22 protein-coding genes are annotated in these 18,811 nt (G+C 71.5%); 11 read left to right on the top strand and 11 right to left on the bottom strand.

All coding sequences use genetic code 11. The features are described 5' to 3' along the window. Positions 1-314 precede the first annotated feature (314 nt). The 4 genes from MXD95_RS11790 to MXD95_RS11805 all read left to right on the top strand — a co-directional run bounded on the left by MXD95_RS11790 (position 315) and on the right by MXD95_RS11805 (position 4,723). On the top strand, positions 315-1,529 hold the full coding sequence (locus tag MXD95_RS11790; protein WP_250640628.1) for a DUF349 domain-containing protein: 1,215 nt from the start codon (positions 315-317) through the stop codon (positions 1,527-1,529). Positions 1,530-1,837: 308 nt separating this feature from the next. Continuing rightward, entirely contained in the window at positions 1,838-2,551 is a 714-nt protein-coding gene (locus tag MXD95_RS11795) for a helix-turn-helix domain-containing protein (protein WP_250640629.1), read from the top strand. Positions 2,552-2,740: 189 nt separating this feature from the next. Continuing rightward, the gene (locus MXD95_RS11800) at positions 2,741-3,637 is read left to right on the top strand and encodes a hypothetical protein (RefSeq protein WP_250640630.1); all 897 of its coding nucleotides are present in this window, start codon (positions 2,741-2,743) and stop codon (positions 3,635-3,637) included. A gap of 129 nt (positions 3,638-3,766) precedes the next feature. Beyond that, entirely contained in the window at positions 3,767-4,723 is a 957-nt protein-coding gene (locus tag MXD95_RS11805) for an aldo/keto reductase (protein WP_250640631.1), read from the top strand. A 54-nt stretch (positions 4,724-4,777) separates the two neighbouring features. Here MXD95_RS11805 and MXD95_RS11810 read toward each other — a convergent pair whose 3' ends face one another. Beyond that, positions 4,778-5,284, bottom strand: a complete 507-nt coding sequence (locus MXD95_RS11810) for a DUF1269 domain-containing protein (RefSeq protein WP_250640632.1) — start codon at positions 5,282-5,284, stop codon at positions 4,778-4,780. 195 nt (positions 5,285-5,479) lie between these two features. Here MXD95_RS11810 and MXD95_RS11815 point away from each other — a divergent pair, with 195 nt between their 5' ends. After that, entirely contained in the window at positions 5,480-6,016 is a 537-nt protein-coding gene (locus MXD95_RS11815) for an O-acetyl-ADP-ribose deacetylase (RefSeq protein ID WP_250640633.1), read from the top strand. Here the strand turns inward: MXD95_RS11815 and MXD95_RS11820 are convergent. Further along, the gene (locus MXD95_RS11820) at positions 5,970-6,854 is read right to left on the bottom strand and encodes a class I SAM-dependent methyltransferase (protein ID WP_250640634.1); all 885 of its coding nucleotides are present in this window, start codon (positions 6,852-6,854) and stop codon (positions 5,970-5,972) included. The two genes, MXD95_RS11815 and MXD95_RS11820, sit on opposite strands and share 47 nt — an antisense overlap. A 398-nt stretch (positions 6,855-7,252) precedes the next feature. On the opposite strand from MXD95_RS11820, the gene mshA reads away from it, so the two are divergent. Both mshA and MXD95_RS11830 read left to right on the top strand, forming a co-directional pair. Next, the gene (mshA, locus tag MXD95_RS11825; protein WP_250640635.1) at positions 7,253-8,551 is read left to right on the top strand and encodes a D-inositol-3-phosphate glycosyltransferase; all 1,299 of its coding nucleotides are present in this window, start codon (positions 7,253-7,255) and stop codon (positions 8,549-8,551) included. A gap of 143 nt (positions 8,552-8,694) precedes the next feature. Continuing rightward, the gene (locus MXD95_RS11830) at positions 8,695-9,189 is read left to right on the top strand and encodes a type III secretion system chaperone family protein (RefSeq protein ID WP_250640636.1); all 495 of its coding nucleotides are present in this window, start codon (positions 8,695-8,697) and stop codon (positions 9,187-9,189) included. Positions 9,190-9,241: 52 nt separating this feature from the next. Here MXD95_RS11830 and MXD95_RS11835 read toward each other — a convergent pair whose 3' ends face one another. Then, on the bottom strand, positions 9,242-9,772 hold the full coding sequence (locus tag MXD95_RS11835; RefSeq protein ID WP_250640637.1) for a nitrobindin family protein: 531 nt from the start codon (positions 9,770-9,772) through the stop codon (positions 9,242-9,244). Between the two features lie 306 nt (positions 9,773-10,078). On the opposite strand from MXD95_RS11835, the gene MXD95_RS11840 reads away from it, so the two are divergent. Together MXD95_RS11840 and MXD95_RS11845 are read left to right on the top strand one after the other, a co-directional pair. Continuing rightward, on the top strand, positions 10,079-10,441 hold the full coding sequence (locus tag MXD95_RS11840; protein ID WP_250640638.1) for a DsrE family protein: 363 nt from the start codon (positions 10,079-10,081) through the stop codon (positions 10,439-10,441). 138 nt (positions 10,442-10,579) lie between these two features. Next, entirely contained in the window at positions 10,580-10,840 is a 261-nt protein-coding gene (locus tag MXD95_RS11845) for a hypothetical protein (protein WP_308301481.1), read from the top strand. Positions 10,841-11,065: 225 nt separating this feature from the next. Here the strand turns inward: MXD95_RS11845 and MXD95_RS11850 are convergent, their stop codons facing one another. The 8 genes from MXD95_RS11850 to MXD95_RS11885 form a co-directional block, all read right to left on the bottom strand. Next, complete coding sequence (locus tag MXD95_RS11850; protein ID WP_251078215.1) at positions 11,066-11,365, bottom strand: DUF1416 domain-containing protein; 300 nt, start codon at positions 11,363-11,365, stop codon at positions 11,066-11,068. 3 nt (positions 11,366-11,368) lie between these two features. Further along, a complete protein-coding gene (locus tag MXD95_RS11855) occupies positions 11,369-12,202 on the bottom strand; it encodes a sulfurtransferase (protein WP_250640640.1) in 834 nt (277 codons plus the stop codon). After that, positions 12,199-12,618: a DUF4395 domain-containing protein gene (locus MXD95_RS11860; protein WP_250640641.1), complete on the bottom strand. Its 420-nt coding sequence runs from the start codon at positions 12,616-12,618 to the stop codon at positions 12,199-12,201. The genes MXD95_RS11855 and MXD95_RS11860 overlap by 4 nt, the downstream gene beginning before the upstream one ends. A 208-nt stretch (positions 12,619-12,826) precedes the next feature. Then, positions 12,827-13,222 (bottom strand): thioredoxin family protein, encoded by a 396-nt coding sequence (locus MXD95_RS11865; protein ID WP_250640642.1) that lies wholly within the window; start codon positions 13,220-13,222, stop codon positions 12,827-12,829. 205 nt (positions 13,223-13,427) lie between these two features. Further along, the gene (locus MXD95_RS11870; protein WP_250640643.1) at positions 13,428-14,183 is read right to left on the bottom strand and encodes an LmeA family phospholipid-binding protein; all 756 of its coding nucleotides are present in this window, start codon (positions 14,181-14,183) and stop codon (positions 13,428-13,430) included. A 112-nt stretch (positions 14,184-14,295) separates the two neighbouring features. Beyond that, a complete protein-coding gene (locus tag MXD95_RS11875; RefSeq protein WP_250640644.1) occupies positions 14,296-15,393 on the bottom strand; it encodes a hypothetical protein in 1,098 nt (365 codons plus the stop codon). 159 nt (positions 15,394-15,552) lie between these two features. Then, the gene (locus MXD95_RS11880) at positions 15,553-15,831 is read right to left on the bottom strand and encodes a MoaD/ThiS family protein (protein ID WP_250640645.1); all 279 of its coding nucleotides are present in this window, start codon (positions 15,829-15,831) and stop codon (positions 15,553-15,555) included. Continuing rightward, on the bottom strand, positions 15,821-16,684 hold the full coding sequence (locus MXD95_RS11885; RefSeq protein ID WP_250640646.1) for an alpha/beta hydrolase: 864 nt from the start codon (positions 16,682-16,684) through the stop codon (positions 15,821-15,823). The genes MXD95_RS11880 and MXD95_RS11885 overlap by 11 nt, the downstream gene beginning before the upstream one ends. A gap of 126 nt (positions 16,685-16,810) precedes the next feature. Here MXD95_RS11885 and MXD95_RS11890 point away from each other — a divergent pair, with 126 nt between their 5' ends. Further along, entirely contained in the window at positions 16,811-17,563 is a 753-nt protein-coding gene (locus MXD95_RS11890; protein ID WP_250640647.1) for a response regulator transcription factor, read from the top strand. A 164-nt stretch (positions 17,564-17,727) separates the two neighbouring features. Continuing rightward, on the top strand, positions 17,728-18,792 hold the full coding sequence (gene mshD / locus MXD95_RS11895; protein WP_250640648.1) for a mycothiol synthase: 1,065 nt from the start codon (positions 17,728-17,730) through the stop codon (positions 18,790-18,792). Positions 18,793-18,811: the final 19 nt, after the last annotated feature.

Here is an 18,811-nt window from a genome sequence, read left to right on the forward strand (position 1 = left end):
GCTTCGTGGTCGCGCTTCGTGTCCAGGGTCCGCAATCCCGGACGCGCGGGTCAGGCCGCGCGGGGCAGGTCGGGCAGGTCGGGGCTCGCGGCCGGAGACTCACGAGCCGACGGCGAAGAGGTGCGCTTGTTCGCGCGGGACCGCGGCCGAACAATCAGGCGCATGCCGGCGCTGCGGGCCGGCAACGGTTCGGTCACCGAGGGCGCATGCGGGCCAGCGCCGGTTCGCGGCGACCGGATCCGTGGCGGCTATCCCCTTCAGGGCCGACGCCTGCAAGAATGACGGGAAAACATCAGCCGATCTTCGGGAACGCCATGAATGACCGCAGCGAATCCGGCATCGCCTCCGTCTGGGGGCGCGTCGCTGATGACGGCACGGTCTACGTTCGCCTCGCGGACGGAGAGCGCGCCGTCGGATCGTGGCGCGCCGGCAGCCCGGATGAAGGACTGGCGCACTTCCAGCGCCGCTACGACGACCTGTGCGCCGAGGTCGAGCTGTTGGAGCGGCGGCTGACGTCGAACGCGGCCGACCCGGCCGGGATCGCCGGCAGCGCCCGCCGGCTGCTGGACTCGCTGGGCACCGCGGCTGTCGTGGGCGATCTCGGCGCGGTGCGGGCGCGCCTCGAGGCCGTCGTCGAGGGGACGCAGGCGCGTCGTTCGGCCCTGGCGGCGGAACGTGCCGAGCGGACCGCGCGCGTCCAGGCCGCCAAGGAGGCGCTGGTCGCCGAGGCCGAGCGGCTTGGGCGCAGCTCCGAGTGGAAGAGCACCGGCGAGCGCTTGCGGACCATCGCGGAGGAGTTCCACGCGGTCGGCTCGCTCGACAAGCGCACGGACTCGGGCCTGTGGCGGCGCATCACCGCCGCCAGGGAGGAGTTCACCCGCCGGCGCACCGCGCACTTTGCCGCGTTGGACACCCAGCGGGCCCGTTCGAAGGAGCGCAAGGACGCGATCATCGCCGAGGCACGGGCGCTCGTCGACTCCACCGACTGGGTCGGTACGACCGCCCGGTACCGTGCGCTGCTCACCGAGTGGAAGTCCGCCGGCCGGGCTGCCAAGGAGGTCGACGACGCGCTGTGGACCGAGTTCCGCGAGGTCCAGGACGTCTTCTTCCGCCGGCGCAACGAGGCCAACGCCGAACGCGACGCCGAACTGCGGGGGAACCAGGCCAAGAAGGAAAAACTGCTGGCCGAGGCGGCCGCACTCGACCCGGCCGACACCGACCGGTCCCAGCGGCGCCTGCGCGAACTGCAGGACCGCTGGGATGAGATCGGGCGGGTCCCGCGCGAGTCGGCCGCTTCACTCGAGCGGCAGATGGCCGCGATCGGTGACAAGCTGCGGGACGCCGCGGATGCGCGCTGGGAGCAGCGGTCCCTGTCCTCGTCGCCGTTCGTGACCAAGCTGCGGGAGTCCGTCGCCAAGCTGGAGGACAAGCTCGCGCGCGACCAGGCCGCCGGGCGCACCAAGGAGATCGCCGAGACCAAGGCAGCGCTCGCCACCCAGCGTGCCTGGCTGGCGCAGGCCGAGAGCTGACGGCAGGTCCCGGCCGCGGGCACTGCCGAGACATGCGCCACTGCGCCCATGCGGGCGGCTCTCCGCCTGGGGTTGGAGCACCTCCACGACCAGCACATATCTGTTCAGCCTGCGACGATGACGGGCGGATGCTGCTAACTGGTGCGCTTGCCAGAGTTAGCAGCGCGACGTATCGTCGCCGGTGTTGATGCCGCGTTGTTCCGGTGCCCCGACGCGGTATGCCGGCCTGATGGTCGTCCCGTACCGATCCCGGCGGGCACCGACGGCGGCCGTGGCCCGGCCGCCCTCCCGAGGAGGCGTGTGACCTGGTGGCTGCCCTGAATGTCCGCGAACTCGGCGACTTCATCCGGGATCAGCGGCGCGCGGCCCAGATCTCGCTCCGTGAACTGGCAAAACAGGCCGGGGTCAGCAATCCGTACCTCAGCCAGATCGAACGTGGCCTACGCCGGCCGTCCGCGGAGATTCTCCAGCAGATCGCCAAGGCCCTGCGCATCTCGGCGGAAGCCCTCTACGTCCAGGCGGGCATTCTCGAGGAGCGGCAGGGCGGCGACACCGTGATGGCCGCCGTCCTCGCCGACATCTCCCTCTCCGAGCGGCAGAAGCAGGTGGTGCTCGACATCTACGAGGCGTTCTGCAAGGAGAACGCCGTGGCGGCCCATTCCGGGGTAGGCAAGGCCGATTCGACCGCAACCGGTCGAATCGGCGGCGGCACGACCCGGACACGGCGAACCCGGCCTACCTCAACCGAGCATGCCCCAGCGAGCACCGCGACGACAGAGGCGCCGCCGGACCCCGCTGGGACGACCGGCGCCACAGCCACCGAGGCCAAGGCTTCCGGGACCGGAGCTACCGAGAGCGGGGCTACCGAGAGCGGGGCTCCTGGCAACACCTCGACGCCGAAGCGCCGGCCCGCGCGCCGTACCTCCGGCGTCGACCCGGCCGAGGCGGGCAGTGCTGCCGCCGTGGGCGGGGGCAGCACTGCCCCGCCCACGGCGGCATCCGGCCCAGACGACGAGTCGTAACACCACGCACTCCCAGGCACCAGGCACCAGGCACCAGGCACCACGCACTGCGGACCACCACGCGTCACCGGCGCCACGCGCGTCCATCCAGCCATCCCCTGACCCACCGCCGGCACGATTACCCACGGCGCCGGCCGGAACCCAGGAAGCGCGATACGACGACGCGAACTAGATCCCAAGGGAGACCTGATGGCTACCATCCGCACAACCACCACCCGTAACACGTCCGCCCGTTCCGGCTCGACCGGCACGTCGAGCCCGGCGCCTGCCGGCTCGGCCAGCCCCGCCTCGTCAAGCAGCGCGACCGCCTCAGGGGGTACGGCGCTCTCGGACCCGGGCAACCCGGGTAACCCGGGTAGTACGGGCAACCCGGGCAGTACGGGCACGAACGGTGCCAGCGCGACCTCCTCCGCGTCCCGTACCTCCTCGACCCGCGCCCCGTCCACGCGCACCGCGTCGACCCGCACCTCTTCCACCCGTGCCGCGTCCACCGGGACGACCACCCGCGGCTCGGCCACGCGCCCGGCGTCCGCGCGCACCGCCACGTCGTCCGCCCGGACCGCGTCGCCACGCGGATCGAGCCGCCCGGGCAGTCGCTCGACCGCCCGGGCCAGCGCCGGCGTCCACGGGGACACCGCCCAGGCCCAGGTCGATGTCCGGGTGCCCCTGGCCGAGGTGCGCAAGCCGCTGTATGTCTCGGTGGGCGCCGCCGACCTCGCGGTCGCGAAGCTGCGTACCCTGCCGACCACCGCTGGTAACGAGGTGCGACGGCTCTCCGGCCGGGTCGGCTCGCTGCCCGAGCAGGCGTCCCGGGTTCCCCAGCAGGTCGGCACCGCCGTCCGCGCGCTGCCGGGCACGGTCACCGCACAGATCTCCGACCTGCAGGGTCGGGCCAGCGACCTGTACAACGAGTGGGCATCCCGCGGGGAGCGCCGGGTGGCGAGCATCCGGCGCAGCCCGGCGACGGAGCAGGCGGTGGCGCGCACCCGCACCGCGGTGAGCCAGGGCCGGGCGGCCCGCACCACGACCCGCCGAGCCGCGACAGCGGTCGGCCGTGCCATCGTGGACGCCGCTCCACAAAACTAGCCGCAAATACCTCAAAAATTGCCAAACTACCGCCTTAAGTCGCAGGTGCGACACCTGTCGCACAGCAGTCGATCGTGGTCCGTGGACCTGGTGAACGCGGGCCACGATCGGGTGTGCAGTATTTGAGGCATGCGCTATCGCTCGCTGGGATCGTCCGGACTGCTCGTATCAGTGGTGGGGCTGGGGTGCAACAACTTCGGCTCACGCGTGGACCTCAACGGCACCCGCGCGGTCGTCGACGCCGCGCTCGACGTCGGGATCACGTTCTTTGACACAGCCGACGTCTACGGGAACAAGGGCGGGTCGGAGACCCAGCTCGGTCACGTCCTGCGCGGTCGTCGCGACGAGGTGGTCCTGGCCACCAAGTTCGGTGGCGACATGGCTGGCGTGTACGGTCAGGACTTCCGGGCCCGGGCGTCCCGCCGGTACATCCGCAAGGCCGTCGAGGGCTCACTCAGCCGGCTGCAGACGGACTACATCGATCTGCTCCAGCTGCACCTGCTGGACCCGTTCACCCCGATCGACGAGACGCTCGAGGCGCTCGACGAACTCATCAAGGCCGGCAAGATCCGCTACATCGGCGCCTGCAACCTGGACGCCTGGCAGGTCGCGGACGCCGAATGGACGGCGCGCGCGTCGGGCACGAACCGCTTCATCTCGGCGCAGAACCATTACAGCCTGCTCGAGCGCGGTGTCGAGGCGGAACTCGTCCCCGCTGCCCTGAAGTACGGCATCGGAGTTGTCCCGTACTTCCCGTTGGAGAACGGGCTGCTGACCGGAAAGTACCAGCGCGACGAGGTGCCCCCGGCCGGCACGCGGCTCGCCAACCGGCAGGACGAGCTGACCGACGAGGTCTTCGACCGGATCGAGGTGCTCGAGACCTTCGCCCGGGAGCGGGACCGCTCACTGCTGGACGTGGCGATCGGCGGCCTTGCCGCGCAGCCAGGTGTCACCTCGGTCATCGCCGGCGCGACGAACGCGAGCCAGGTGCGCGCGAATGCCACCGCGGGCGAATGGCAGCCCCGGTCCGACGACCTCGAGGTACTCAACAAGATCGCGCCGTCCCGGCGGCCGCTGTCCGTCTGATCCCGCGACCTGATCCCGCGACGCGGCGGCCGGGGGACCGAAAGCGCCGCTGGTTCAGGCCGGCGCGGCCCGGCGGCCGTGGGCGTGAACGAGACGGCGCTCGCGCCCGGCCGGCGCGAGCGCCATGATCACGGTCGGCTGATGCGGGCGCAGCGCGGCGACGAGCTCGTCCGCGGAGCGCAGCGCGAGCGTGAACACCGCCGCCCGGCCCGGCTGCAGGTGCCGCGCCACCCGCCGGACCTGGGCCTCGTCCATGCCAGGCCCCAGGAACCGGCTGATCAGGGCGCCGATACCAGCCCCGAGTCCCAGCCCGATGACGGGGGCGAAGAACACCGCCCCCACGACCCCGCCGCAGACCGCTCCGCCCAGCGCAGCGGTTCGCGGCGGGCTCTCCAGGCGCCGCACCTTGACCGCGCCGGTGTCGTCCCGCCAGACCAGCGCTCCGCCAGCCAGATCGAACACGCGCTGGCGGCGCAGTCGTCTGGTCAGCGACCATGCCGCCCGCGCCTGCTCGACGCTGTCGAATCCGAGCACCATCAGCCGCGGATCTTTCGCGATCACCGCCGCTCCTTCCGGTCACTGCGCCGAACGGGCCTGCCGGCGGAACCCTACCGAGGGGCCCACCGAACGAGCCACACCAGACGAGCGGGGCGCCAGCCGAGCGGCCGGGTCCGGGCCCACCGCACGGGCCCTGCCCGCGGTGGTCCTGGCGGGAAGTCGAGAGACCAGGACGGCTGGTCGGGAAGACTGGTCACCATGGTGCGCGTGAGCCTGCAACAGGGCGACATCACCCAGGTCGAGATCGACGCGATCGTCAACGCCGCGAACAGCGGTCTGCGCGGCGGCGGCGGGGTGGACGGGGCGATCCATGCCGCCGGTGGGCCGGAGATCCTCGCCGAGTGCCAACGGCTGCGCCAGACGACCCTGCCCCACGGCCTGCCGACCGGCCAGGCGGTCGCGACGACGGCCGGTCGGTTGCCGGCACGGCACGTCATCCACGTCGTCGGTCCGGTGTACGACCGGAGCGAGGACCGCTCCGCGTTGCTGCGCTCGGCGTACACCTCGGCGCTGCGGGTCGCGGACGAGCTGGGCGCGTCCGGGGTGGCCTTTCCCGCGGTGAGCGCCGGGGTCTACGGATGGCCGTTGGACGATGCGGCGCGCCTGGCGGTGACGAGTGTGCTCGGTGCGATGACGCAGGTACGAGACGTCCGGTTCGTCCTGTTCAACGCCGGCGCCTACCAGGCATTCAGCGCTGCCCTGGCGGCGACCCACCCCCCGTCCAGTCCACGGTGAGCTCCCCCAGGCGCCAACGCCGCGCGTCCCCCCGTACCGCGAAGCCCTGCGCCCGCAGGTCGCGGGCCGCGGCGATCCAGCGTTGCCGCGGCGAGAACACCGCCTGGCCGGCCGCCCGCGCCCAGGCCTGATCCAGCGCGTCGAGCAGCTGGTGGACCTCCTGGCCGGGAACATTGCGCGCGATCAGGGCCTTGGGCAGCCGCTCGGCCAGCTCGGAGGGCTGGCCGAGACTCGGCAGATGTGCGGCCAGGGTGAGGGTCGGCCCGGGCGGGATCCGGCCGGCGGCCGCGAGCCACCCGGGCGGGGCGTCCACCGCTGGCAGACCGAACCAGCAGGCCCGCCGGCCGCTCTCATCGCAGGTGCCCTCGATCAGCAGTCCGCCCGGGGCGAGCAGCCTGCGCATGGTTGCCCACGCTCCCGCGACTGCCGGCTCCGGGTACTGTCGCAGCACGTTCAGGGCCCGGACCAGAACCGGGCGGCCATGCTGCGCGACCTGCCCGAATCCACCGTGGTCGAAAGTCAGCCACGGCGGGCGGGCTGCCGGCCGGGCCGCCTGCACCCGCGCCAGATCGAGTTCCAGGCCGACGACCCGCACCCGCGGGCACACCCCACGCAGCCGCTCGTACAGCTCGACCGTCGTCACCGGGGACGAGCCGAAGCCCAGATCCACGACCACCGGGTCGGCGCTGCCCCGCAGCAGGGTACCGGCGGTGTCGGTGAGCCAGCGATCGACGCGGCGAAGCCGGTTCGGCGCGGTTGTCCCCCGGGTAGGGAGTCCCAGGGTGCGGGCCCGGCCGGCCGCAAGCCGCACGCCACGCACACCGCGGGGGCCGGCCATCCACCCAGCCTCGCAGATCGACATGTCGGGCCGGCGGGGGGCTGGTCGTCTCCGTCCGGTTCCGGCGCATCCTCGAAGACGGTTCGCGGCGGCCCAGGTCGCGTCCCTCCTTCGGGCCTGTCGGTGGGCTACCCGAGCGTCGGGTTCGTTACAGGGCCGGTGCGCATCGGTCCGGCATCGTTCGTGGCCGCGCCGCGTTGACCAGCAGTGACCGGGATGTTCCCGGCGCGCGGCGGCGGATCGGGACACCCCCGATCGGTTGACCGGACAACGGGGCGGGGAGAACGGTGGTTCTCGTGTCGGTCCAGAACAGCGATGGTCGTATCGGGCAGACGCCCCTGGCGCCCCCGGACGGAGATGTCCTGGGCCCGGGAGGCGCCGTGGGGCGGAGGTTCCCCATGCGGCTGATCCGCGTCGAGTCCGGGCGGTCCGCCCGCCCGCGCCGGGTCGCGATGCTGTCCATGCACACCTCGCCGTTGGAGCAGCCCGGTACCGGCGACGCCGGCGGCCTGAACGTCTACGTGGTCGAGCTGTCCCGGCAGCTGGCCGCGCTCGGCGTCGAGGTCGAGATCTTCACCCGGGCGGTCAGCAGCCGGGTACCCGCCGCGGCCCAGCTCGCCCCGGGTGTGACGGTGCGCCATGTCGACGCCGGGCCGTTCGAGGAGGTCCGCCGCGAGGACCTGCCAGCCTGGCTGTGCGCGTTCACCGCGGACGTGCTGCGCGCCGAGGCCGGGCACGATCCCGGCTGGTTCGACCTCATCCATTCGCACTACTGGCTGTCCGGTCAGGTCGCCCGGGCCGCCGCCCGGCGCTGGGGAGTGCCGTTCGTGCACACCTCGCACACCCTGGCGAAGGTCAAGAACGACGCTCTTGCCGCCGGCGACCGGCCGGAACCCGCGGGGCGCCTGCGTGGCGAGCAGGAGGTCGTCGCCGACGCGACCCGGATGATCGCCTCCACCGCGGAGGAACGCGGCCATCTGATCGGGCTGTACGGCGCGCTTCCCGAGCGGGTGGACGTGGTCGCCCCCGGCGTCGACCTGACGGTGTTCCGTCCCGGGGAGGGCCCCCGGTCACCGGCTCGGTCCCGAGCCCGGCTCGGCCTCGACCCCGACGGTGAGCTGCTTCTGTTCGTCGGTCGTATTCAACCGCTGAAGGCGCCGGACGTGCTGTTGCACGCGACCGCCGAGTTGTTGCGCCGCGATCCGACCCGACGCTCGCGGCTGTCGGTCGCCGTCGTCGGCGGGCCGAGCGGCACGGGCCTGGAACAGCCCGACGCCCTGGTGAAACTCGCGGCGGATCTGGGCATCTCCGATCTCGTCCGGTTCCAGCCCCCGGCGCCGCAGAGAGAGCTCGTCCACTGGTACCGGTCGGCCGACGCGGTGGTGGTACCCAGCCACAGCGAGAGCTTCGGCCTGGTCGCGCTCGAGGCGCAGGCCTGCGGCACACCGGTGATCGCCGCCGCGGTCGGCGGGCTGCGCACCGCGGTCGCCGACGGCGTCTCCGGCCTGCTCGTCCCGGGCCACGATCCGCTGCGATACGCCGACGCGCTCGACCGCCTGCTGCGCCAACCGCGGCTGCGGGCGCGCCTGGCTGGCGGGGCCGTGGACCGGGCCACCGGTTTCGGCTGGTCGGCCACGGCCCGTGGGGTGCTGCGCAGCTACCGGCACGCGCTGAGCCCCGCCGCCGTCGCCGTCTGAGCTCGTCCCGCGATCCGCCGATCCGCCCTATGCCGAGCGTCGCCGTCGGCCGTCCGTTCGCCGTACGCATCGCGCCGGGACGCGTGCGAGGATCTGAACCGGATCCGGCTTCACAGCCACGACAACCGGGGAGGTACCGAGCCATGACGGCACCCATCGACGCGAAGGAACGCGAACGGCTCGACACCCTGATCACTAGCGCCCTCGCCGACCTCGAGCTTGCCTTCGAACGCGTCGGCGCGGGCTCGTTCCTGGTCACCCTGGAAGGCGAGCACAAACTGCGGACGATGACCTGGCTCGTCGTAAAGGACCACACACTGCTCGTCGAGGCGTTCTTCATGCGGGCACCGGCGGAGAACGCCGCCGGCACCTACGGGTTCCTGCTCGCCCGCAACGCGCGGACCTACGGCGTGCACTTCTCCATCGACCGGGTCGGGGACATCTTCCTCACCGGCCAGGTTCCGCTGGCCGCCGTGTCCGCCGAGGAGATCGACCGGATTCTCGGGTGCGTCGGCACCTACGCGGACGAGAACTTCGACCCGGCGATCGCCCTCGGGTTCGCCTCGGCGATCGAGCGGGAGAAGGCCTGGCGAGCGAAACTCGCCGCCGACGCCGGAGCCACCGCCCGGCCCGTCTGACGTCCGGATTCCGCGCGGCGCCCCTCCCCGGGCCGGACGGACGACGCTGGCTTCAGCCGGAGCCGGCGCGCTTGAGGCGGGCGGACAGATGCGACTGCATCGGCTTCCCGCCGGCCTCCATGTCGATCGCATAGGCCAGGTCGCCGCCCTCCACGATTCCGTACAGCCGCACCGACCGGGTGACATCCCGGGCGGTCGCCGTGCGGATGAGGACGTTGTGGTCGAGGTCGATGCGAGTGCCGCTGACATTGCCCACATAGATCTCGGCGATGCCGAACGGATGCGCGAGGGTCACCTCGACGAGGTTCGTCCCGTCCTCACCCGGCTGGACCCGCCAGAAGCCGGTCTCGGTCGCCAACGGGCTACCTGGTTCCCGCCCGTCGCGCGGTTCATCCGCCCACCAGGTATGCGAGACGTACCCAAGGGCGGGACGTCCATCCGCGGCAAAGGTGATCTCCTGGCCGTACTGGAACCCGTCGAGACCCTCGTAGCCGCCGACGCCCTCGCCGCGCCAGGTGCCGACCAGGAACGCCAGGGGCAGCAGGCTCGGATGCAGGTCCACCACACCTCCCACTCGTCCCATGTCTTCCACTCCTTCTGTCTTCTCGGTGCTCAGCCGGACGTGGCGCGCGGATGTGGCCGCGCCTTCACGACTCGCCGATGGCCGTGTCGCAGGCGCTCAGCGTTGCGCCTCATACAGCTTGTAGACCACATAGCCGGAGAACCAGGCGATCAGAACGCACATCGCCACCAGAAGTCCGGTGAAGAAGTAGTGCAACACGCTGCGCAGCCTAGTGGGTGTCCGCCAAGGGCCGTCGGTTGCCGGCCGGACCGGGTCGCTGGCGGGCGCCGGGGGCACCAGTTCGGGTGGTTCGGGCAGACTGGGACGGTGACCCGATCTCTCGTCGTCAAGGCCACCGCGGGGATGGACGCTCCGGAGCGCTGCTCGCAGGCTTTCACCGTCGCGGCGGTCGCGGTGACCGCCGGCGCCGACGTGTCGCTGTGGCTCACCGGAGAATCAGCCTGGTTCGCCCTGCCCGGGCGGGCGAGCGAGTTCAGTCTGGCCGAGGCGGCCCCGTTGCCAGATCTTCTCGACGCCATCCTCGCCGGCGGACGGATCACCGTGTGCACCCAGTGCGCGGCGCGACGCTCCTTCGGCCCGCAGGATGTCCTGCCCGGTATCCGCATCGCCGGCGCGGCCACGTTCGTCGACGAGGTGCTCGCCGACGCTGTCCAGGCCCTGGTCTACTGACCATCGGTCGCCATGCCGTTGCAGGAGCTCACGGCAGGAGCCAGCACCAGAAGCCACGGCAGTCGCAACAACAGACCACGACCGGCACACGTAAAAACGAGGTCGACCCCTCACCACATGCGCTTTTCTGATCGCATGATGGCTGAGTCCGACGCACTCTTCGCCGTAGTCCTGTTCGCCGCCGCCGGGCAACGTACGGTTCGTCGCATCATCGCGCCGTTCCCAGATCGCAGATCAGCCCTGGCCTTCGCCCGGGAGAACGGCCTGCGCTGTTACACGATCGGCCCGATGCACTTCGCGGTGCCCACCACCATTCCCGTTGACGTAGGCCAGCCCCAGGCGACCCAGCCCGCGCCGACCGTGGCCCGGATGGAACGGGCCGGTCGGGTGCCCCACTGATTCCGCCCGGACCCGGATCGACACGCCAGCACCTTCGAGTCCCGAGCACCTTCGAGTCCCGCTCCATCATCCTGCGGTGGAACGGCGCGCTCGGCACACCGGCGACACCGGACAGCCGGGTGAACGCAGAAAAAGAGGACAGCGGATTGTTGACCCGCTGTCCTCTTCGTCGTCGCTGTGGATCGTCGTTGCTGTGCCTGTCCTGCTCCGCGTGATCGGCGACGGTCAGGCCGCGACCTCGACCCGCGCGTCCACCGGCTCGCCCTGCCGGGCGACGACCTTCCGCTCACCGGTCGCACCCGGCACCAACGCCCGAACCGTCCACTGGCCGGGACGGGCGAAGAACCGGAACTGCCCGGTGGCGGACAGCGGCACCTCGGCGGTGAAGTCTCCGCCCTCGTCGAGCAGGCGGGCGTATCCGGTCGACACCGGCTCGCCGTCGCGCACCACGATGCCCTGGATCACGGTCTCCTTGGCCACGTCAATTCCCTCCACCGACGGTCCACCGCTGGTCGCACCGCACATGGTTCACGCACCCTTCTCGATCGGCACGCCCACGAGCGAGCCGTACTCGGTCCATGAACCGTCGTAGTTCTTCACACCGGGCAGCTCGAGCAGTTCGTGCAGCGCGAACCAGGTGTGCGCGGAACGCTCGCCGATGCGGCAGTAGGCGATGATCTCCTGGGACAGGTCGACGCCGGCCTCCGCATACAGCGCCGTCAGCTGCTCGTTGCTGCGGAAGGTGCCGTCCTCGTTCGCAGTCTTCGCCCACGGGATGTTCTTCGCTGTCGGAATGTGGCCGGCACGCTGGGACTGCTCCTGCGGCAGATGGGCCGGCGCGAGCAGCCGGCCGGAGAACTCGTCCGGCGAGCGGACGTCCACGAGCGCCTTGTCGCCGATCGCGGCGACAACCTCCTCCCGGAAGGCACGGATATCGGTGCGTGCGTCCCTGGCGGCGTAGGTCGTCTCAGGACGGGGAGCGACCTGCGCGGTCAGCTCGCGGCCGTCCAGCTCCCACTTCTTGCGCCCGCCGTCGAGCAGCCGGACATCCGCGTGGCCATACAGGGTGAAGTACCAGTAGGCGTAGGCCGCGAACCAGTTGTTGTTCCCACCGTAGAGGACTACGGTGTCGTCATTCGCGATGCCCTTGCTGGACAGCAGCTTCTCGAACTGCTCCTTGTTCACGAAATCCCGGATGACCGGATCCTGCAGTTCGGACTTCCAGTCCAGCCGGACCGCACCCGGAATATGTCCACGGTCATAGGCGGAGACGTCCTCGTCGACCTCGATCAGAACAACCTTGGGGTCCCCGCTGTGCGCCTCGACCCACGCGGCATCAACCAGAACCTGTTCGCGGCTCATCCCCGCGCTCCCTTCACGGTAGCAGAACGAAAGAACACATACATCTGGCAGCCGAGACAGAACTCGAACGCCGCATTGAGGAATGCCGCCACAAAGGCGAGGGCGGTGGCCGCGAGGCCCAGCGCCCAGAGCCCGGACAGGAACCCGGCCGTTCCCACCGCCCCGAAGACCGCGCCCACAAGCTGGGCGAACCGGGGAGGTGCGGCGTCCTCCAGATCGCTCGGCGGCCCGAGCCGCGGGCGCAGCAGCCGGCGGAACACGAGGGCATAGGGAGCGTTCCGCACGCCTGCCGACGCCCCGATCACAAACACCGCCGTCTGCGCGAGCAGCAGCCATCCACTGCCCGTGACGAGCACCACGGCAAGCACCACCGTGGTCACTGCGGCAGTGAACCGCATGCCGCGAGGATCAACCACTGACGTTCTCCTGACTGCGCAGATCACCAGGCCGATCACCGGAGGGACACGCCCGTGCCGGACCGGCCGCACCGGCACGACGCAGGGGCCCGATCAGGAATGGCGACAGAGGCAGCTGCGCACGCGACAGAGATCCACCGCACGTCGGCGGACAAGCTGCATCAGGAGCATGGTTCGTGTCACGTTAGCAGCGATGGTGTGATCCGTGTTAAGCGATGGGTGATGATTCCGAAGAATCACCGTCTGTCCGATTAACGCCGCTTGCCGGCATGATCTCCGCGAGGGTGGCATACACCGCGGCGCGCGTGGGCGGGGCACCGCTCGCCCGCCGGACTTCCCGGCCGTCCGCGTCGAGGATGAGCACCGTCGGCGTGCGCCGCACCGCCAGGGCACGGATCAGGTCGAGATGCGCCTCCGCATCGACCTCCACGTGCCGGACACCGGGCACGGCCTTGGCGACCCCGGCGAGGATGGTGCGGGTCGCGCGGCACGGCGCGCAGAAGGCCGAGGAGAACTGCAGCAGAGTCGCCCGCTCCCCCAGCGTCTCGCCGAGCGCGGCGATCTCGGCGCCCCGCTCGGGACCTGCCTGTGCGGATGGAGCCACGCCGGTCTCCTTCTCTGGGTCACGCCGGACCGCACCATCCACCGGGCCCCGGGCATGACGGCGGACCGGACGCAACTGGCCGTCCCGGGTGCGGGTCACAACACCCACCACGACCGCCAGCACGACGGCTCCCAGCAGTACCCACACACCGACCACGACACGTACGAACGCCGCGCGGCCGCTGCTGTTCCCGATCCGGCGAGGCTCAGGCGGCCGGACCGGTGCCGCTGGTGGTCTGGCCGACCGTGTTCGGGTCCAGGACCACGTTCCGGCCGGCAGCGTGGAACACGATCCGGTCAGGCTGGACGGACGCGGACGTAAGCCGGAGATTGAACGGCAGGCCGACCACCGGAACTCGCACGGTCAGCAGCTGACTGATCGCCGGGCCCAGCGGCGTACCCACCGGAGCCGTGAGCTCATGGGGGGAAAACGTGACCTCTGTCGGCGCCACGCCGATCCCGGCGATTCCCGCCGCCGCCACGGTGGTGCCCAGCACGTTCAGCGAACCGGAGACTCGGATCGCCGTCCCGGCCGGCCCGACCGTGACGGCCGAACCCTGACTGCGCAGATAGGCATTGATGTCGGTGAAGCTCAGTTCCACCCGAGCGCTCAGACGGTCCACCGGGATCCGGCGGACGTCGCCGTTGATCACATCCCCCAGGGGCACGTGGACGCCGACGAGATCGGCGTGCAGCCGGTCGACCCGCAGCCCCTGCTCGGCCTGGCCCCGCACGTCCACCCGCACGTCACGGTAGTTACCGGTGGCGACCTGGGTGAGGAACGGAAAGCCCCCGAGCGACACCTCCGGCTTCGAGGAGAGCCGCTCGCTGCGCTGTGCCTGGGTGGCGATCTGGCCGGCCACCACCCGCGGGGTGATCCGATCGACCGCGAGCAACAGTCCCAGCAGGACGACCGCGACCACGATGGTGATCCGCAGCCCGCCACCGGGGCGGCCGCTCATCTCCCCCACCGGGCGGTCACAGGTACCGCACGGCCCGACATACCGCGTCCCGAGCCGGGACGCATGCCGTCCCGGGCGAGGACCGTTGCCCTGGTGGCAGCGGCAGGAGGCGTCATCCGGGCAGGTGCCGTCCGACGAGGTACACGAGTGGAGCCGCACAGGCCAGCGGCACAACCGCGCCGAGCAGGGCCGCGGCTACCGTGGCACCACGCCGTTGCCCCTCGGACGCAGGGCCTCCATGACCGGGCATGGCACCGGGGGCTCCAGCACCGGGTGGCTCGGCGGCGGGAGGCTCGGCGGCGGAGGTCTCGGTGCTGGAGATCTCGGTGCTGGAGATCTCGGTGCTGGAGGCGTCCACGGCCCGGCCAGCGCCTGAACCGCTGACCGACACGTCCCCACGGGCACGGACCAGCACGAGATTCACCAGGCCCGCTGTGACGGCGCCGGCCGCCGCGGCCGCGAGAGCAGCGCCGACGGACAGCTGGCCCGGGCCAAGCCCGCCGAGACCGGCCCCGGCCCCGGCGGCGACGAGCGCTCCCAGCGACCCGGCCGCCGGCGGCGGCAGCCCCGACCAGCCCGCCAGCCGGCCCACCACGACTGCCACGCCCGCGCCGAGCAGCCCGGCGATCGCGAGCATGTCGGCCGGCTGGTCCAGGTCATGTCCGGCACGGTCAGGTCCGGCGCGCAGCGCGAGGTACCCGGTGAAAAGCAGGCCGAGCACAATCCCGCTGAGGGCGGTGACCAACTCGGCGCTGACCCGGTCGGAAGGGGCGACCAGCGCCGTCGAGGTCTCCCGGGCTGACGCACCGTCCGGGGCGGCTGTCACCGCGTCCGAGGCAGCTGTCACCGCGTCCGGGGTGGCGGGCCGCGGGGGTTCGGTGGCGCCCCGCACGCCCGTGGTGGCTGCCGGAGCGCGCAGCGTCACGGCCCTGCGGAGCGCGAGCTGATACACGATCACCGCGGCGACGCCCGTACCAACGACCCCGACGACCGAGTGGTACGGATGACCATGGGTCAGCATCAGACTGAGATCGCCGATCAGGGACCAGCCGGCGATCAACGGAATCGTGCCGGGTGAGGCACGTAGCGTCCGACCCCAGGCCCAGGCCAGCGCCATCTGCTCCACGGCGACGACCACGGCGAGCGCCCAGGTGGACAGGGCCGCCGCGGCGATCGCGAGGCCGGCGGCGAGCGCTGCGGCGCCGGACACCGCAAGCGCCGTCGTCCGGGGCGGGGCGGCTGGCCGCGGACGAGTGGCCGCACCGGGTCCGGGATCGCCAGCACTCACATCCGTCATGCTGTCATGTCCAGGCAGACGCCGTGCCGCTGGCCCAACCACGCACGGGCGCGCCCCGCTCAGATGCGGGGCTCAACCGCCGGCGAAGGGCGGGAGGACCTCGATGACGGCGCCGGGGGCAAGCGCAAGCGCGGCCGGGTCACGCCGCCCGGCTGGTTGCTCGTCCACCAGGTAGGAGCAGCGCTCCAACAGCCGGGCCAGCGTTGCGCCGTGCCGGGCCGCGATCGTCTCCCGCAGCTCGGCGAGGGTCGCCGCATCGAGCGTCTCCTCGGTGGTTCCGGCCGCCGCACGCGCCGCAGCCCAGTAACGGACCGTCACTAGCTTCGAGGCCGGCAGCTGGTCATCGGTCACGATGCCCGCCCTCAACCGCTTCAGGTTCCGCCACGTCGCTCTCTGACGCGATGAGTTTCACCAGGTGGGCTCCCAGGCGATCCAGAAGGCCAGGGCTCAGCCCCGCCTCGGCATGTCCGAACTCGGGCTCAATCCACACCTGCGCATGCCCGCCGGTGGCCGCGGCCAGGGCGCGCGGGTGTTCCAGGGTGAAATATCGGTCCCGGCATCCGTGCACGATCAGTAAAGGGATTGGCACAAGGGCGCCGACCACCTCCAACGGGGACGGCGGAACGGGCACAAAAGCGCCCGGATCGATACGCACCCGTAACGCCGCGCGCGCCACCATACGGCCCGTGGGAGACTCAGTGAACCAGTGGATTCGCCGCATGGGCGAGGTGTCCCGCACGAACCAACGACTTGCCGCGCTGACGCTGACCACCGCGTCCGGCAGGTGCCGGAGGCGATGCCCGTGACAGAGCGTACCAGTTTTGGCCAATCCGGCATGCCGGATGGCCGCCGCCCCGCCCATCGACCACCCAATGGTGACAACCCGCAGGTAGCCCAGTGCGCGAGCCGCGCCGACCGCGGCATCGACATCGAGCGCCTCACGGTCGCCGAACGTGCAGCGCCCGCTTGATCGGCCATGGCCGCGCAGGTCCATGGCCAGCACGTTTACATATCGCCGCAATCCGGATGTCACGTCACGTAACATGGGACGGGAGAGTGAGCCGGAAAAGCCATGGACCACCACCGCCACCACGCTCTGTGACTCTCCGCGCAGATCGCCAAACTTTTGATCATGCCGGGTGGCCAGAATCTCAGAATCCGCTGTCGGCAGGAGCCGGTAGACGGTAGGAGCCGAGTAGGGCACTCCGCTATCCTCCCCCCATACCGGCCTTCGTTTCATGCCCATGACGGTCGTGCGACGCCCAGCACCGGACATCTAGTTACTCACCGGGTCGACGCTGCCCCACCACATCGCACTGGAGGAGTCCTCTTGAGCGTCGTCCTTTTGCTCACCAACGCCCCCGGTCCCTCCGCCGAGTCCTTTCCGTCGCTCGGGCTGCTCACGCACACGGTTCGGGTCGCCCCGCTGGAGGCGAGCGCCCTGCTGGACGCGCCTCCGGTCGACGTGATCGTGGTGGATGGGCGCCGAGAACTCGTCATCGCCCGCGGCCTGTGCCGGCTGCTGCGCACCACCGGGCTCACTACTCCACTGCTCGCGCTGGTCACCGAGGGTGGTCTCGCCGCGGTGTCGGCCGATTGGGGAGTCGACGACGTCGTGCTTGATTCCGCCGGTCCCGCCGAGGTCGAGGCCCGGTTGCGACTGGCCATCGGTCGGGTCGCCGCCGCCGGCGGCACCGCCGAGGCCGGTGTCATCCGGTCCGGCGACCTCTCCGTCGACGAGACCACCTACTCCGCGAAGCTGCGGGGCCGGCCGCTCGAGCTCACGTTCAAGGAGTTCGAACTGCTGAAGTACCTCGCGCAGCACCCCGGCCGGGTGTTCACCCGGGCACAGTTGCTGCAGGAGGTCTGGGGCTACGACTACTACGGCGGCACCCGCACGGTGGACGTGCACGTCCGCCGGCTGCGGGCGAAGCTCGGCCCCGAGCACGAGGCGATGATCGGTACGGTCCGGCACGTCGGCTACAAGTTCGTGGCCCCGTCGATCACACCACTGGCCGACAGCGCCCCCGGTCCCGGCGGCCGGGCCGACCGCGACGACTCTCGCACGCCCGAGCGGGTCTAGGCAGGTTCAGGCCTGTTTCAGGCCCGCTCGCCCCCTGGTCGACCGACGGGCGGCGTCCCGCGTCTCACGCGGGTGCCGCCTGTCCTGCTGCCGGACGCGGCTCGCCGCACCGGGCAGCAGGGATCACGCGACATCGACCGCGGGCCCCCCGTACCGTCAGAGTGGTGAGTTCCCCGATCTCGCGTCCAGCCGCGCGCCTGGAGTGGTCTCCGACGCTCAGCGGCGCGGACGTCGATGACATCGAGAGCCTGCTCGCCGCCGCTGAGCAGGCCGACGGAAGCGGGCCGGTGTCCGAGGACGTCCGGTTGATGTTGCGCCCGGGTCTGCCGGTCGGCTCCGGGCGCCATCTGCTGGCCCACCTGCCGGCCGCGGCGCCGGACGCCGCCGAGCCGACCGGTCGGCCGCGATCGGTCGGCTCGGCCGATGATGCCGGAGTCTCGCTCCACTCGGTCGGCCCGCTGGTCGGCTATGCACACCTGGGCGGCCCGGCGGAGAGTCGGCAGGCAGAGGTGGTGGTGCATCCCGCCGGCCGTCGCCGCGGCGTGGGCCGGCAGCTTGTGACGGCCCTGACCACGGCGTGCGGGTCGCCGTCCGCGGGGCTCGACGTCTGGGCGCACGGAGATCTGCCCGGTGCGACGGCCCTCGCCAGGCGGCTCGGCTTCACCCGCGCCCGGGTGCTGTTCCAGCTGCGCCGCCCGCTGCACGACCCCCTGCCGCAGCCGACACTGCCCGCCGGCGTCACCGTGCGGGCGTTCGTCCCCGGCCGCGACGACCAGGCCTGGCTCGCGGTCAATGCGACCGCCTTCGCCGACCATCCCGAGCAGGGCCGCTGGACGGTGGACGACCTGGCCCGACGCCGGGAGGAGCCCTGGTTCGATCCGCGCGGATTCTTCGTCGCCGAGCGGGCCGGTGAGGTCGTCGGCTTCCACTGGACCAAGGTCCACGACATCGACGCGACGCCTGTGCCGGGCACGCCGCCCGCCCTGCTCGGCCCCATCGGCGAGGTCTACGTCGTCGGCGTGCTGCCCGGTTCCGGCGGCGCGGGGCTCGGGCGGGCGCTCACCCTCATCGGGCTGCATCACCTGCGAGCCGCGGGTCTGGCCGACGTCCTGTTGTACGTCGACGAGGACAACGAACGCGCGGTGCGGATGTACACCGGGCTCGGCTTCACCGAGCACGCGAGGGACGTGTCCTACCACTGGAACGGCTCCGGCGCCGATCCAGCCTGACTGGTCTGATCCGCCTGGG

This window comes from Frankia sp. AiPa1 (assembly GCF_023243075.1).
Taxonomy (GTDB): domain Bacteria; phylum Actinomycetota; class Actinomycetes; order Frankiales; family Frankiaceae; genus Frankia.